Genomic DNA, 14,069 nt, shown 5'->3' with positions numbered 1-14,069 from the left:
CCTCCTACAAAGGTCTCTTTCTATCATTATTTTATCATATAAGCTGTTCAATTTTTTGTATGGGGTTCTTCAAAATTGTGGAAATGACAACTTTCCTATTCGGGGTTTCGTGCATAAAGTATATCGGCAGGTGATAAGGATGATTTCAAAACAGGTCCTGTTTGCAACTTCAGTCATTTTGACAATTACAGGAATTTTCGTGGCCAGCAACATTTATACACTAATCCCTATTTACGGGGATATTGCTGACTCATTTAAAATAAATGAAAATTATATTGTTGGCGGAGGAAGCCTGTTTGCATTTTTTTATGCAGCCGGCCTGCTGTTCTTTGGTCCTGCCTCTGATACATTTGGCAGGCGCAGAATTATTATTACAGGTTTGTTTGCTTCTGCTTTGTCCACTTGTGCCGTCGGGCTCTCTCCTAATGTAGAGGCTCTCTATATAACCAGGTCGATTCAGGGGCTGACTCTTGGGAGCTTTGCTCCTGTTGCCTTCGCTTATTCCTTTGATCTTTTTCAGCCGAGGAGCCGCACCCTGCTGCTTGTTTTTATCAATACAGGATTCCTTGTCGCCGGCATCCTTGGACAGCTGATCAGTTCGACAATTACTTTTTATTTTAAATGGAACTATGCTTTTTATTTCTTTGCGTCTTGTTATTTAATTCTTTTCCTAGCATCGTATAAAATACTTCCAGGCACTTCTCCTCCTTCCAAATCAGGGGTTTCCGTTATTTCTATTATGAAAAAACTATTAATGAACGGAAGACTGCTCCAAAGCTATGCTATTACCTTTACTTTGCTGTTTACCTTTGTAGCTTTTTACGATGCAATAGGAAGGAATTTCGAGGGAACCATGGAGGAGCTGTTCACATTAAGAGCTGTGGGACTAATCGGGGCGCTACTGTCACTCTTTACGGGAAAATTAATTGAGCGGATTGGTGCCCATTTGACTTTAAAGCTTGGTTTACTTTTAGGAATCTTCAGCATCATTAATATGTTTTTCTTCAGCAGCACCATTGCATTAATGGCTATTTCAATTATGTTCGTGGCCTCTATATCTATTCTTGTTCCCACAGTTATCACACTGATTGGCATGATTGCAGGAGCTGATCGTGCAAAAGCGCTTTCTCTCTATTCTTTTTTTCTATTAACCGGAGCAAGCCTTGCGCCGCCGGCGGTTATGATTCTGGAATATCATGATGTACTGTTTCTGCTTCTTGCCTTTTTTCTTACGAATATCGTTCTTAGCTATTTCTTGTCAAAAGAAATTACTTTTGTCAGTCAACCAGAATAAATCTTGTAAAGCGCGGAATCATTCCGCGCTTCTTCACTCTTTCCACTCCTTTCTCAGCAGCCCGTATAAATACATATCATGCCGTTTTCCATCGCGCTCAAGAAACTCTCTATAGCATCCTTCTTTCTTGAATCCAAGACTTTCATAAAGAGTTTTTGCTCTAGTATTATAGGAAAATACAGTAAGCTGAAGCCTATACAAATTGAGCTCCATAAAAGCATAGCGAATCAGGCATTGCATGGCATCCTTTCCGTACCCTTTTCCCCATTCGGTTTTATCTGCAATGGCGATGGTAATCCAGCCTGTTCTGTGCGGCCATAAAATTCCGTTTAACTCCGCAAAGCCTATCAGTTCATTTGCTCCTTTTAACCTGAGCGAGAATCTGAAGGTGTCTTGCGGACATTCATCAAGCCATTTCTTAATTTCCGTTTCCTGTTTGGGTTTTACCGGCAGAGCATCCAGGTTTCGCATAATTTTCTCATCTGCACGCCACTGGATTATCTTTTGAATATCATCCTCAAGAAACGCCCCCAGAATGATCCTTCTTCAAGACAATATCGTACTGCTTATCACTTTTCTCCCCCCTGAAAAAATAATTCTGCAAGAGATGGGATTCGCTAATTGGATAAATAAAGAGCTCCCGAAGGAACTCTTTATTCATACGTTTCCACAAATACTGTGGCTCCCATTCCGCCACCGACACATAAAGAAGCGATGCCTTTATGGCCTCCTCTTCTCTTCAACTCATGAACAAGACTTACGACAAGACGAGCACCTGTACATCCAATTGGGTGTCCCAGACTGATTCCGCTACCATTTACATTTACTTTCTCCCGGTTTAAGCCAAGTTCTCTCTCAACCGCCAAATATTGGGCCGCAAAGGCCTCATTAACTTCAATCAAATCAGCTTCTTCAAGCGACCAATTGACACTGGCAAGACCATTTTTAACTGCCGGAACAGGTCCTCTTCCCATTACTTTCGGATCTACTCCCGCAACAGAAAAGCCAGCAATCTTTGCCAGCGGCTTCAGTCCTCTTTCCAGAGCCAGCTCTTCCGGCATGAGGACCAGTGCTGCTCCGCCGTCATTCAGGCTGGATGAGTTTCCTGCTGTTACTGTTCCGTCCTTTCTAAAGACCGGCTTCAATCTGCTCAGCTTTTCCGCTGTTAAGTCCTCACGCGGGTTTTCATCTTTTGCAACAGTTACTTCTCCTTTCCGGGTCTTTACAGTAATTGGAACGATCTGCGAATCAAAGTAACCGTTTTCAATCGCGTGCAGGGCTCTCTTATGGCTAAGCAATGCCACTTCATCTTGCTCTTCCCTTGTGATGGAATGAATTTCTGCCAGGTTTTCTGCTGTTTCCCCCATCATGATATGATGGATTGGATCTTCGAGGATCTCCCATACTGTGTCGGTTACCTGTCCATGCTGCATGCGGGCGCCCCAGCGATGCTGTTTTAATACATAAGGACTGGAGCTCATGGCTTCTACTCCTCCTGCAATCACGATATCTGACATGCCTGATGCAATCTGCAGGGCAGCGGAAATAATGGCCTGCATACCGGATGCACACTGTCTCTGGACTGTGAACCCTGTTGTCGTATTGTCAAAGCCTGCAAGCAATGCTGCTGTCCTTGCTGTGTTCGGTTCATCTGTACGCTGAATGCAGTGTCCCAAAATTACTTCATTCACGTCACCGCTCTGTAAGCCGCTTCTTTCGGCAGCCTCTTTTAATACTGGAACAATCAAATCTGTCGGCAGAAGATCCTTAAAAGCTCCTCCAAAAATCCCGACTGGTGTTCTTACTGCTGATGTTATTACAACATTTCTCATCCTTTTCCACCCCTTTTATTATCTGATTAACGAGCACTCGCTCGGAGTCAGTTTATTACATCATAATACCGCCATCTACATGCAGGACCGTGCCATTCACATAATCAGATTCATCCGAAGCCAGAAACAGATATGCATTCGCAATATCTTCCGGTTTTCCCAGCCTGCCCAGCGGAACCATGCCCTGCATTTGGCCAATCACCTTTTCCGGTACTTTTGCTGTCATGCCTGTAGAGATAAATCCTGGGGCCACGGCATTAACGTTAATCCCTTTTCGGCCGAGTTCTTTTGCCCATGTTTTAGTCATTCCAACCACACCCGCTTTAGCTGCAGCGTAGTTTGTCTGTCCGACATTCCCATAAATTCCGGAAACAGAAGATGTATTGATAATTTTTCCCCTTCCCTGCTCCAGCATGAATGGAAGCACTGCTTGTGTACAATGGAAAACACCTGACAGATTCACATCCATAACCGCCTGAAAATCATCAGGGGATAACTTTGAAAGCATCCCGTCCCTGGTTATTCCTGCATTATTGATAAGGATGTCAATTTTCCCAAATGCTGCTTTTACAGCTTCCGCCATACTGTCTATGCTTTGCCTGTCAGCCACATTAACCTGAAAGAACTCTGCATTTAATCCTTTTTCCTTGAGCTCTTGAGCCCTGGTTATTCCCATGTCCGCGTCATAATCTGCCATGGCTACTGCGGCTCCTTCACCTGCAAACCTTTCTGCTGCAGCGAGACCAATCCCATTGGCAGCACCTGTAATAATGGCCACTTTATCCTTAAGCCTCATTAATTGCACCTCCACTATATGTACAAATATTCCGACATCAAAAACTAAAACAACTCCGGTAACGTGTACATTCGACAAAGCCCGCAGATTCTCCTGTATCCCCTGCGATTTATTCTCAATGTTAAAAACAATCCCCAGTCTTTCAAGGGAACTGATGGGAATTTTTTGAATCGGTTTAACCGCAGCCAAAATAGGCTAAGAAATATAAAACAATAGACAGTAAATTTGAAAGGGGCATTTATCATGAAAGTTGTTTATGGATTGATGGCACAAACCGGAGACGCCAAGGAGCTGTTATGGGACTTGGGATTTTGGGAAAGTGAAGAATCCGCAAAGGAATACTTAAATGCAGAAATGGCCAATTCACGCGGAATTACCGTAGAGCCTATTAATATTAATGACGCTATTCCCATTCACCCGGAAGAAATAGAAGAAGAAAAAATGGTTGCCTGTTCCCTTTGCGGAATTGAATACAATCGTGAAGATGTGAATATGACTGACTATGATGAAAACGTGTGTGTGAACTGCGAACCTGAATATAGGGATAATCCTAATTTGCATGTTATCTAAGAGCCTTTTCTGCAAAAATAAGGGACTCGAATATTCGAGTCCCTTATACTATAAGATCTGTTAGAATGACGCATCCATTTCATCAAGCGGCCAATAGCGCAGGTTTACTTTCCCTACAACCTGGCCGGCTGAAATAAATCCAAAATGCCGGCTGTCCCAGCTTCCGAGACGATTATCTCCCATAACAAAAAGTTTACCCTCTGGGACAGTTTCTGTGCCCGTCATCTCCAGCAGTGTAAAGTCACCTGTCAGTTTGCCTCCTGAGGTTGCTTTCCGGTATTTAACCAAGTAAGGTTCATCCACTTTCTTGCCATTAATAAATAATTCATCATTGCGGTATGCAATTTCATCCCCTGGCATTCCTATTATTCTTTTTACAAAATCCTCTTCATCATTATGATGGAAAACAACTACGTCAAAGCGCTCTAAATCGCTGACCTGATAGCCGATTTTATTGACAATCAGCTTATTTCCATCCTGAAGGGTAGGCATCATGGATTCACCTTCGACAACGTAATTGGAGAAGAAAAAAGTCCGTATAAAAGCAAAGATGATAATGCCTATTGCAAAAGCCTTCAGCCATTCCGCTCCTTCTTTTCTCAATCCTTCCTTCACCATTCATCTCCCCTAGTACTTATGCATTTAATGCTTTTTATCTTTTTCTACGCTCATATTCATCTTTATTTCAATAATTTTGCCGACATACCAAAGAATGAAAATGACCAGTGCAACAATGGCAGTGCGAATTGGCTGTGTTATTAATGATTTGATATCATATCCGACAAAGCTTATTGTAAAAATCATCACTATTTTTCCGGTCAGGACTGCCAGCATATATTGAGCAATACTGATATTTGAAAGACCTGCTACAATATTGACAACCGCTGAAGGAGTAAACGGAAAACAAAGCAGGATGAACAATGGTCCGAACCCATGTTTTTCAACCCATTTCATAAGCTTCTGTACCTGCTTATGATTTTTCAAAAAACGGAGTATTCGTTTCTGGCCATATTTTCTGACCAGCAGGAAAACAATCAGCGCTCCTGCGACCGCTCCGACCCAGGAGTATAAAAACCCCAGCCAGAGACCAAATGCACTCGCATTTGCCATAACAAACAAAAACAGAGGCAGAAAAGGCAAAAATGCTTCTAGCATTGGAAGCAGAATACCGGGAAGAGGCCCAAATGAACGATACTCCCGGATTAAATCCATTATATTCTCTAATGTAAACCAATCTTTGAGCAGTTCAAAATCCATTAGTATCTCCTTGTCCAATATGCAGCAATACCTTAGTCGAATCGCTTTGATAAATAATAGGTTCCCCCAGTTTTACCATTTCCCCTTTTATTGTACACCTAATCCGCCAAAAACAGTGTTTCTGCCTTTTTTATTTTGAAAGAAATTCATGGATTGCTGCTTTATTCGCCTCTTTATCTATGCCCAAAACCTCAGCACCATTAATTCTCTCGTTTTCAAATGTTCCATCAACAGGAACACGAAGAGTCTCTACATCCCTGTTATCCTTAGATAAGAAATCTTTTCCGATATACAGAATATCGCCCGTGTTCATATTGGTATTTACAAAAGGAGTTACCACCCCGATAAGTTTTGGAAGCTTCGTAATGGTCTGAAGGCTTGTAAACTGGCTTGCTACTTCTTTCATTACCTTCTGCTGGCGTTCTACTCTTCCAAAATCCCCTACTGCATCCTGCCTGAATCTGACGTACCCAAGGAGATGCTCTCCATCAAGCCGCTGCAGACCCGGTTCCAGAGTAACACCGATATTGGCAGACATTCTTTTTTCCACATCAATTTCTACCCCTCTGGGGAATGCTTCATCAATTAAATGGACAAAACCTTCGAAATCAATAATGGAGTAATATTTAATATCTATATCAAAGTTCTCCTTGAGCGTCTGCCTCAATAATTCAGGGCCTCCATAAGCAAGAGCAGAATTTATTCTGTTTTGTCCATGGCCCGGTATGTCCACATACATATCTCTCATAAAAGAAATAAGCTTATATGTGCCCTTTTCAGGATGATATTGTGCAACCATAATGGTATCAGCCCTTGATTTCTCTTCTCCCCTTGCATCACTTCCAAGAATCAGGATATTTGTCCCGCCATATTTATCTTTTTCGCCATTGAATTCAAATTCTTCTGTCTGTATATTTGCTTCTCCTTCTGTCTGGGAAACACCTTGCTTGAACTGAAAATACGAATAGCCAAGGGTTCCTGCAATCAAGAGAAGCAGAATTAGGAGGACAGATTTCCACTTTCCTTTCTTTTTCTTCTTTTCATATCTATCTGATCTCATAAGTATAAGTCCTTTCTTTAAAGCAAATTATGGAAGACTGTGAACACCTTCACCTATATTTGACTGCAGAGTTCAATAAAAAGTTTCGATAGTTATGCTGGTATTTCCTGTATACCTTATATTTTGCAGATGAATTGAATTCTTTGCAATTTATTTTAAATAGTTTCTTGCATGAAAAAATGACATCATTGATATATCGGCAAGTTTTATGTTCCTTTACAGATCTATAAAAAAAACCGCAAACCAGAAGGCCTGCGGCATTTTCTCAAAGATATTCATCAAACCAGCCGGCTATATAGTTTAGGCGGCTGATTCTTAAATTCAGTTTTCCGCTTCTTGAAAGCTCATGATTGGCTTCAGGGAACCGGACAAATTTTGCTGTTTTCTTCCGATGCTTTAAGGCAATGAATAATTGCTCTGCCTGTTCAATTGGACAGCGATAGTCTTTTTCACTGTGCAGTATCAGGAGTGGTGTATTTATATCATTCACATAAGCAAGCGGAGAGTGTTTCCATAGTTTTTCTATATCATTCATATCACTTTTGATTTGCCAATCAGTAAAATAATAGCCGATATCACTTACTCCATAAAAGCTGATCCAGTTGGAAATGGAGCGCTGAGTGACTGCTGCCTTGAACCGGCTGGTGTGTCCAATAATCCAGTTGGTCATAAAGCCTCCATAGCTTCCTCCTGTTACGCCAAGCCTTTCTTTATCGATGAAATCGAAGTTTTCAAGCGCGTAATCCACTGCATCCATAATATCCTCATAATCTTTGCCTCCGTAATCTCCTCTGACTGCGTCTACAAAATGCTGGCCATATCCATGGCTTCCCCGCGGGTTGATAAATAAAACCGCATAGCCTTTTGCAGCAAGGCATTGGAATTCATGGAAATAAGAATTGGCATACATAGCATGAGGGCCGCCATGGATTTCAAGCACAAGCGGTGCTTTTTGGCCCTTTTTCAGATGGACCGGTTTCATGATCCAGCCATGCAGATCCCAATCATCCGAAGATTTAAACTGAATGGACTCTGCATCTGCCAGCTCCACTCCGCTCAGGAACTCTTCATTGACTTTTGTCAGCTGTTTTAATTCCCCTGTCGGAACATCAAGTAAAAATAACTCCCCGGGAGATGACGGCCTGCTGATGGCTACAACCGCTTTATTGATAGTTCCACCTGTTGTCAGTCCATATACATGCTGCTCATCCAGAAGGGCAGGATATAATTCCCCTTCTAAAGAGCCATAATAAACAACTGTATTGCCATGATCAGTTGCCAGGAAATAAAAACTTCTGCTGTCCTCTGCCCAAAGAATTCCCGGTGTTACTGCACCCTGCTGGAAATCTCCGATGGCATAATCACCAGCCAATATGTCCGATTCTGCAGTCAGGCACTGCAGCTCTTCAAATTCAAGGTTATACACCCATACTTTGGTATGCGTAGCATTTTCATATTCCCTTTCATGCCCGAACAATCCTATGTGTTTTCCATCCGGTGACCATGCAGCGCTTCCGAAATAACCTTTTCCATCTGTAATCTTTTTCATGTCTTTTGTTTCAATATGGATGATATACACATCGCTTAGAAAAGAAAAATCCTTATCTTCACTCAAATCTGCCGAAACAGCAACCAATTTCCCATCTGGTGACCAGTCCTGCAATTGGAAATCATGTTCCCCGGATGTCAGCTGCTCCATCTCGCCAGTTTCTATATCTATTAATGCAACCTGGCTGTACCTTCCGTTCCAAAAACCCTGGGCGTCAGATTTGTGTTTCATTTTTTCAATTTCAATCGGAACTGGCTTTTCTTCCTTTTTTTCCTGTTTTTCTATTGTTTCTGCGTTTTCACCCGGTTTTATTGAAAGATTTAAGGCAAGCTTCTTTCCATCAGGGGACCAAACAGGATTTGAAGCACCATTTGTACAATGTGTCAGCTGTCTGGCTTCTCCGCCTGCTTTGCTCATCACATAAATCTGTGACTTCCCGCCTCTGTCTGATACAAATGCTATTAACTCCCCATCTGGAGACCAGCGGGGTGAATGATTACGGTGTTTGCCGTAAGTCCACTGAACCGGCATATTGCTTTCAGCAGTATTTATGTAAAAAATATTTGAACTATATGTATTTTCCTCTTCAAGCATTCTGGTCTCGACAAAAGCCAAATCATTTCCAATCATGGAAAGCTGCGGATCAGCAACAGATTTTAAATGATAAAGGTCTTCTGGCTTAAGTGTTCTCTTTTGCGTCATTTATTTCATCCTTCCTAACTGTGCTGTTCTACTTATTTCGACATCAGAAATAAAATTCCTTCCCAATAACTGCAGGCTGAAACTTTTTTTAATTATTGGAAATGATGAAGTATAACAGTATTTCGACAAATATAGGCTCTTGCAAGATAAAACATTCCTTTGTAAAATTAAATAAGAACATTTGTTCTTATTTACTGACAGGATACTATTGATTAAGGGGAGCAGAACAATATGACCAGAATTCCTGAGGAAGACCGCAATATCATGGAACAGGCTATTTATCTGCCAATGGTGCTGACGGTTTTAAATAGAGACTCCATTGTCATTAATAAAAGCCCGTTTAAACTAAAGCAGCCTTATCTTGATTTGGTTGAAGAAACAATGAAGGTCATTCAAAGTGAACTCTCTGAGGTAAAACGCTATATGAACAAAAACCAGCTAAAGGTACAGGAAATAAAGAGGGATGAGGCATTTACTATGTTTATGTTCCTGTACAAAGGATATGAGGAACACCATAATTATTTTAATCCCCGTATCCGCAATAAAGTTCAGGAGCTAATGACCTATTATCTCATTAAAAAACCTTTGCCGGGATCAGGGAAAAATCTGAAGGCCAATTAATTTTTGTAATAAGAAGAGCCTGCAGCTAATAAGGTAATATACACGGAAAACAGAAGCATGAAATTCCGCATGCTTCTTGGTTATCCTTCAATTCTAATCCCTTCTCTATTGGTAGGCTCCATTTTTCTCCGAAGCATTCATTAGTTTGGAACCATTCACATAGTACAGTGCCTTTCTTTCTGAATCTTCTATCCTTTTATTCAATGTCGTTTTCAGCAGTGCTGTTCTGAGCACCTGATTATTAAGAGTCGTATGAGATACTGGAATGATAAAGCTTTGCTTATTCTTAAAAACCACTTGAGTTTGTGCGTTTTCCGCTCGCTTGAAGTAATTGATGTGATCCAATGCAATCCAGATGCATTCAGGATTGTTTGGAGAGGCCGTCGGGAAAAAATAAATGAAATTTGTGGGGTCAATCGTTATCGGAGCTTTATGGGTGAAGCCGGTTAATTGGCGTGTACCCTCTTTTCTTCCTTCATAGCTTGATCCAAAATATTTGCAGCTGCTTTTAATTATTTCGATCGGCTTGAAGGGGGAAGTTATTTCATCATCAAGCTCCCAGATTTGCGAATAAACTTTTATACCATAAGAGAGAGGTTTAATAATCATCGTATTTGGATTGATTTCATATTCTTCGATTATTTGAATATTTTGGCTCATATATCTTCATCTCCTTTTTCTATTTCACGCCCGCTTTTCCATATTACCACCAATTTATCTAAAAATTACTAATCTATTCAATAGTTTTGAAATTGTTCACAATTTCGACATTCTTAAAATATTTTCTAAAAATTTAAAAAGTTTAGTTGAATAATCAAAAGCAATTCCATATAATATTAAAAAGCTCAGGGGTGATTTCCATGAAGGAAAAATCATACACCGAATTAATGAAAACGAGTGGATCTAAGAGGAAAAACCATAAGGAATCTTTTGTACTGGACCTTTACCTTGATATGCTGATTTCCGAGATTCTGCTGAATAATGAAAAAGAAAAGCTGATGAAAAAAGTAGACGCGGCGATTGATGAAGGAAATAAACCGGCATTTATGCATTTTTCGAAGCAGTACAAAGAACTTTCCAAGCGTTTTGGCACTTAAGAAGCCAGTTTGCCCCCGCCAATCAGCGGGGTATTTTATTTTTAGTCAGGAAGGCGAGGAATAATGAACAGCAGGCATTTATTTTTAATGGGCGGAAGCCCTCCATTCGGGCAAAGGTTTGGAAGAATGTTTACAGAGCTGGCCTGCGGCGCGGATGGCAAAATAGCTATACTCTTTTTGGAAAGGGAAGGCTGGGAGGTGTATATGAATAAGTATACTTCTGCCTTAATTCCTAATGGTGCCAGGAATTTCTGCTATCTGCCGCTTTCCCCTGACCCAGCAGTATCTTTTCTTCAAGAATTGATGTCCTGTTCCGGCATCATTATTGGAGGCGGTGAAACAGAAAATTACAGAAGGTATATTGTGGATAGTGAAACTGGAGAATGGATTAGAAGGATGTACATGAACGGTATTCCTGTAGCAGGCTTTTCGGCAGGCGCCCTCGTCATCCTGGAGCATTGCATCATCCCCCCTATTGATACACCTAAAAGACAGCACCTTTTTTTGAGAGGACTTGGGTTGATCAGGGATTGCGCCATCAGTGTCCATTTTACCAAGTGGAATGAACGGGAAAATCTAAGGGCAGCGGCAGGGAAAGTCAGTGCCGCGACAGGTTATGGAATTGACGATGATGCAGGCATCTATTTTCACAATGAAATTAAGGCTGACAATGAAGGCAGCATACATATTTATAAAAATGAAACTTAAAAAAGCAAGCCGTTTGGCCTGCTTTTTTAGTTATAAGAAGCAAATCAGTCTGCTGTCTGCTCCCGTTCTTTCTGCCTCTGTTCCATTTCGAATTCTTCGAGCATAGAAATGCGCTCAAGCATCGTTGGATGTCCATATCGAAACACTTTCACAAGAAGCGGCGGATTTACCTGGCTTAAACCGGCCCGTGTCAGCTCCTGAAATGTTTCTATTGCGGCTTTTGAATCCTTTGTCATTTCAATGGCATAGCGGTCTGCCCTTGTTTCCTGATACCTCGAAACAAGATTGGATAGAGGACTTGAAATAAAGAGCAGCATGGAAAGAATCATCAAAAACAGCGGCAGGGAACGTATATCATTTACTGCAGGAATTTTTAGCGCCCTTCCCCATTTATCTACTGCTTTTTCCATTAATTTAGCTGTCAAATACAGACCCAGCAGAGAAAGCAGCAAGTATCCTCCAATTCCGATGTAAATATGCTTCTCCACGTAGTGGGCCATTTCATGTGCCATGATAAACAGGATTTGATCTTCCGTTAATTTATTCAGAGTTGTGTCCCAAAGAACAATTCTTGAATTTGAGCCGATCCCTGTTACATATGCATTCAGCGCATTCGTTTTCTCGGCCATATCGACCTCAAAGACATGTTCAGCCGGTATTTTAGCCTGATTGGCCAAATCAAGAATTTTCGTTTCAAGTTCCTTGTTTTTCAAAGGGTAGAAATCATTATACAAAGGGTCAATGACAACCGGCTGCAGAAACATCATAAATAAGGTAAATGGAACAGACAATAGCCAGGCATAAAGCCACCATCTCTTCCTGCTCTTATTAATCAGCCAGTATAGTACAGACACAATGAGAACCATCATTCCATAATTAACCCAAAAATCAATGAGCTCATCCTTCATCCATCCGCTGAAGCTCTGAGTTGAAATATTATACGTTTTTGAAAGTAAAAAGCTGATATAGCTTAATGGCATCGTGGCAATAAAAGCGAAAAAAGAAAGCCAAATCAAATAGATCGCCGTTTGCAGGAATTTATATGGCGCAGTCTGTTCTGCCCATTTTTTAAAAGCCTTTGATAAGCCAAATAAAAGAATGAATAAATAAAAGATCCATTCAAAAGGTGTAGAAATAAAAAACAGCAGGTTTCTTATTTTAGAATATTCCTCACTGAGCATCAGTTCCCTGCCGTTCAGGAAAGTTGCCGGATCTGCCCGTGACCCTTCATACTCAAACGGCAGACCGGTGTCAGCAAAATAGAATAGATACCAATAAAAAAATAAACCGTATACGAAAAAGGCCAGAGCCCCGTAAAAACCTAGTTTCCGCGCCATCATATTCCCCTCCTATGGTACAACCTTTCTATATTTAGTTTAGTATAAAAATCTGTAAATAGAACTCTTTTGATGGGACAATCATTTCTTTCTATTACAGCAGTTCTATTGAAAAAGCCGGTTCAAGAAGGAACCGGCTAAAGAACATCCATCATTATCTTTTCTAAAACAAAAAAGAATATACAGATAACACAGCGATCGATCCCAGCACGACCACAATCACATTTGCGCCTATAAAGGCTGCCAGAAAAGCAGCAGCTGCACCGAGCAGACCAAACCAAATATCTTCATTTATAAACAGAATACCCGGAAAAATCAGTGCCCCTAATGTCGCATAAGGCACATTCTTTAATATCCCTTGAACAAAGCCGGGAAGCTCCTTCCCCTTAAAAAGCACAAAAGGCAGCAGCCTTGGGATATAAGTTACTGCTGCCATCCCAACAATCATCCACACAATATGGCTACTCATGCTCCTGCCCCCTGTTCCTGTTTTTTACACTTTCAATCCATTCCACTATTACAGCCGATAAAAGCGTGGCCAATACAATTGCCCAGCCTGTCGACAGCGTATTAGTCAAGGTGAAAATCGTGTTAAAACACGCTGCAAGTGCGGCAAGAAAAACAACTTTTGCACTTTTTTTCATAGACGGAACAAGAAGACCGACAAACATGGCATAAAGAGCAACAGACATGCTTTCCTGCAAGGTCTGCGGAAGGCTCGCCCCAATGAGATGCCCAAGCCCCGAACAAATGATCCAGCTGGCATAGGAAACCGATATGAGCCCCAGCATATAACCGCTTGTTACCTTTTCTTCACGTACTGCTGCAACTGAAAAGGTTTCATCTGTAATCCCAAATGATAAAATCACCTTGTTGGCAGCCTGTTCATCATCCCACTTTTCATTAAGTGAGGTAGACATCAAAAAGTGCCTGATATTCACGATAAAAGTTGTCAAAACAATTTCAAATATGCCTGTTCCCAATGTAAGCAGGCTCAGGGATATGTATTGTGCTGCCCCCGCAAATACAAGCAAACTCATTAAAACTGTTTCACCAATTGTAAGACCGGTTGTTTTGGCAAGCAGCCCAAATGTTAAAGCAATGGGTGCATATCCTATCGCGATGCTGATTCCCGACTGAACCCCTTTTCTAACTTCACCGGAAGACTTGCCGACTGCAAGTTCTGCCATAATGCTCACCACCTAAAAATATAATAAAAGGTTCTAAAAATTATACTATAATAGAC

At 41.1% G+C, this 14,069-nt stretch carries 16 protein-coding genes; 5 read left to right on the top strand and 11 right to left on the bottom strand.

What is annotated here, in order from left to right; all coding sequences use genetic code 11:
* The first annotated feature begins 139 nt into the window (after positions 1–139).
* On the top strand, positions 140–1,294 hold the full coding sequence (locus BFI01S_RS11790; protein WP_061792796.1) for an MFS transporter: 1,155 nt from the start codon (positions 140–142) through the stop codon (positions 1,292–1,294).
* Positions 1,295–1,327: 33 nt separating this feature from the next.
* Here BFI01S_RS11790 and BFI01S_RS11785 read toward each other — a convergent pair whose 3' ends face one another.
* From BFI01S_RS11785 to fabG, 3 genes are all read right to left on the bottom strand, one after another.
* Positions 1,328–1,828, bottom strand: a complete 501-nt coding sequence (locus BFI01S_RS11785; RefSeq protein ID WP_235831163.1) for a GNAT family N-acetyltransferase — start codon at positions 1,826–1,828, stop codon at positions 1,328–1,330.
* Between the two features lie 119 nt (positions 1,829–1,947).
* Positions 1,948–3,126, bottom strand: a complete 1,179-nt coding sequence (locus BFI01S_RS11780; protein WP_061792795.1) for a thiolase family protein — start codon at positions 3,124–3,126, stop codon at positions 1,948–1,950.
* Between the two features lie 55 nt (positions 3,127–3,181).
* Positions 3,182–3,922, bottom strand: a complete 741-nt coding sequence (fabG, locus tag BFI01S_RS11775; RefSeq protein ID WP_061792794.1) for a 3-oxoacyl-ACP reductase FabG — start codon at positions 3,920–3,922, stop codon at positions 3,182–3,184.
* A gap of 243 nt (positions 3,923–4,165) precedes the next feature.
* Between fabG and BFI01S_RS11770 the strand changes: the two genes are divergently transcribed.
* A complete protein-coding gene (locus BFI01S_RS11770; RefSeq protein WP_061792793.1) occupies positions 4,166–4,492 on the top strand; it encodes a hypothetical protein in 327 nt (108 codons plus the stop codon).
* A gap of 60 nt (positions 4,493–4,552) precedes the next feature.
* Here BFI01S_RS11770 and lepB read toward each other — a convergent pair whose 3' ends face one another.
* From lepB to BFI01S_RS11750, 4 genes are all read right to left on the bottom strand, one after another.
* Complete coding sequence (lepB, locus tag BFI01S_RS11765; RefSeq protein ID WP_061792813.1) at positions 4,553–5,107, bottom strand: signal peptidase I; 555 nt, start codon at positions 5,105–5,107, stop codon at positions 4,553–4,555.
* 27 nt (positions 5,108–5,134) lie between these two features.
* The gene (locus tag BFI01S_RS11760) at positions 5,135–5,749 is read right to left on the bottom strand and encodes a TVP38/TMEM64 family protein (protein WP_061792792.1); all 615 of its coding nucleotides are present in this window, start codon (positions 5,747–5,749) and stop codon (positions 5,135–5,137) included.
* 130 nt (positions 5,750–5,879) lie between these two features.
* Positions 5,880–6,809: an LCP family protein gene (locus tag BFI01S_RS11755; RefSeq protein WP_172581914.1), complete on the bottom strand. Its 930-nt coding sequence runs from the start codon at positions 6,807–6,809 to the stop codon at positions 5,880–5,882.
* Between the two features lie 265 nt (positions 6,810–7,074).
* On the bottom strand, positions 7,075–9,060 hold the full coding sequence (locus tag BFI01S_RS11750) for a S9 family peptidase (protein WP_061792790.1): 1,986 nt from the start codon (positions 9,058–9,060) through the stop codon (positions 7,075–7,077).
* A gap of 231 nt (positions 9,061–9,291) precedes the next feature.
* Between BFI01S_RS11750 and BFI01S_RS11745 the strand changes: the two genes are divergently transcribed.
* Entirely contained in the window at positions 9,292–9,681 is a 390-nt protein-coding gene (locus tag BFI01S_RS11745) for a YhjD family protein (RefSeq protein WP_061792789.1), read from the top strand.
* A 105-nt stretch (positions 9,682–9,786) separates the two neighbouring features.
* On the opposite strand, the gene BFI01S_RS11740 is transcribed toward BFI01S_RS11745, so the two are convergent.
* A complete protein-coding gene (locus BFI01S_RS11740) occupies positions 9,787–10,341 on the bottom strand; it encodes a competence protein ComK (RefSeq protein WP_061792788.1) in 555 nt (184 codons plus the stop codon).
* 200 nt (positions 10,342–10,541) lie between these two features.
* Here BFI01S_RS11740 and BFI01S_RS11735 point away from each other — a divergent pair, with 200 nt between their 5' ends.
* Together BFI01S_RS11735 and BFI01S_RS11730 are read left to right on the top strand one after the other, a co-directional pair.
* Positions 10,542–10,778 (top strand): IDEAL domain-containing protein, encoded by a 237-nt coding sequence (locus BFI01S_RS11735; RefSeq protein ID WP_061792787.1) that lies wholly within the window; start codon positions 10,542–10,544, stop codon positions 10,776–10,778.
* Between the two features lie 63 nt (positions 10,779–10,841).
* The gene (locus tag BFI01S_RS11730; RefSeq protein WP_061792786.1) at positions 10,842–11,486 is read left to right on the top strand and encodes a Type 1 glutamine amidotransferase-like domain-containing protein; all 645 of its coding nucleotides are present in this window, start codon (positions 10,842–10,844) and stop codon (positions 11,484–11,486) included.
* 44 nt (positions 11,487–11,530) lie between these two features.
* Here the strand turns inward: BFI01S_RS11730 and BFI01S_RS11725 are convergent, their stop codons facing one another.
* From BFI01S_RS11725 to BFI01S_RS11715, 3 genes are all read right to left on the bottom strand, one after another.
* Positions 11,531–12,823, bottom strand: coding sequence for a M48 family metallopeptidase (locus tag BFI01S_RS11725; protein WP_061792785.1), 1,293 nt, complete (start codon positions 12,821–12,823; stop codon positions 11,531–11,533).
* Between the two features lie 163 nt (positions 12,824–12,986).
* On the bottom strand, positions 12,987–13,292 hold the full coding sequence (locus tag BFI01S_RS11720; RefSeq protein WP_061792784.1) for an AzlD domain-containing protein: 306 nt from the start codon (positions 13,290–13,292) through the stop codon (positions 12,987–12,989).
* Entirely contained in the window at positions 13,285–14,013 is a 729-nt protein-coding gene (locus tag BFI01S_RS11715) for an AzlC family ABC transporter permease (protein ID WP_061792783.1), read from the bottom strand. Before BFI01S_RS11715 ends, BFI01S_RS11720 begins: the two co-directional genes overlap by 8 nt.
* Positions 14,014–14,069 lie beyond the last annotated feature (56 nt).

This window comes from Cytobacillus firmus NBRC 15306, assembly GCF_001591465.1.
Taxonomy (GTDB): domain Bacteria; phylum Bacillota; class Bacilli; order Bacillales; family Cytobacillaceae; genus Cytobacillus; species Cytobacillus firmus.
Note: the sequence above shows the minus strand (reverse complement) of the source record. Positions and strands in the feature narration are given on the sequence as shown.

Bases quoted from the DNA above. Each gene is read 5' to 3' on its own strand.
- BFI01S_RS11745 (WP_061792789.1), top strand. From the start codon at position 9,292: ATGACCAGAATTCCTGAGGAAGACCGCAATATCATGGAACAGGCTATT.
- BFI01S_RS11740 (WP_061792788.1), bottom strand. From the start codon at position 10,341: ATGAGCCAAAATATTCAAATAATCGAAGAATATGAAATCAATCCAAAT.
- fabG (WP_061792794.1), bottom strand. From the start codon at position 3,922: ATGAGGCTTAAGGATAAAGTGGCCATTATTACAGGTGCTGCCAATGGG.
- BFI01S_RS11720 (WP_061792784.1), bottom strand. From the start codon at position 13,292: ATGAGTAGCCATATTGTGTGGATGATTGTTGGGATGGCAGCAGTAACT.
- BFI01S_RS11725 (WP_061792785.1), bottom strand. From the start codon at position 12,823: ATGGCGCGGAAACTAGGTTTTTACGGGGCTCTGGCCTTTTTCGTATAC.
- BFI01S_RS11730 (WP_061792786.1), top strand. From the start codon at position 10,842: ATGAACAGCAGGCATTTATTTTTAATGGGCGGAAGCCCTCCATTCGGG.
- BFI01S_RS11735 (WP_061792787.1), top strand. From the start codon at position 10,542: ATGAAGGAAAAATCATACACCGAATTAATGAAAACGAGTGGATCTAAG.
- BFI01S_RS11760 (WP_061792792.1), bottom strand. From the start codon at position 5,749: ATGGATTTTGAACTGCTCAAAGATTGGTTTACATTAGAGAATATAATG.
- BFI01S_RS11770 (WP_061792793.1), top strand. From the start codon at position 4,166: ATGAAAGTTGTTTATGGATTGATGGCACAAACCGGAGACGCCAAGGAG.
- BFI01S_RS11780 (WP_061792795.1), bottom strand. From the start codon at position 3,126: ATGAGAAATGTTGTAATAACATCAGCAGTAAGAACACCAGTCGGGATT.
- BFI01S_RS11790 (WP_061792796.1), top strand. From the start codon at position 140: ATGATTTCAAAACAGGTCCTGTTTGCAACTTCAGTCATTTTGACAATT.
- BFI01S_RS11750 (WP_061792790.1), bottom strand. From the start codon at position 9,060: ATGACGCAAAAGAGAACACTTAAGCCAGAAGACCTTTATCATTTAAAA.
- BFI01S_RS11755 (WP_172581914.1), bottom strand. From the start codon at position 6,809: ATGAGATCAGATAGATATGAAAAGAAGAAAAAGAAAGGAAAGTGGAAA.
- BFI01S_RS11715 (WP_061792783.1), bottom strand. From the start codon at position 14,013: ATGGCAGAACTTGCAGTCGGCAAGTCTTCCGGTGAAGTTAGAAAAGGG.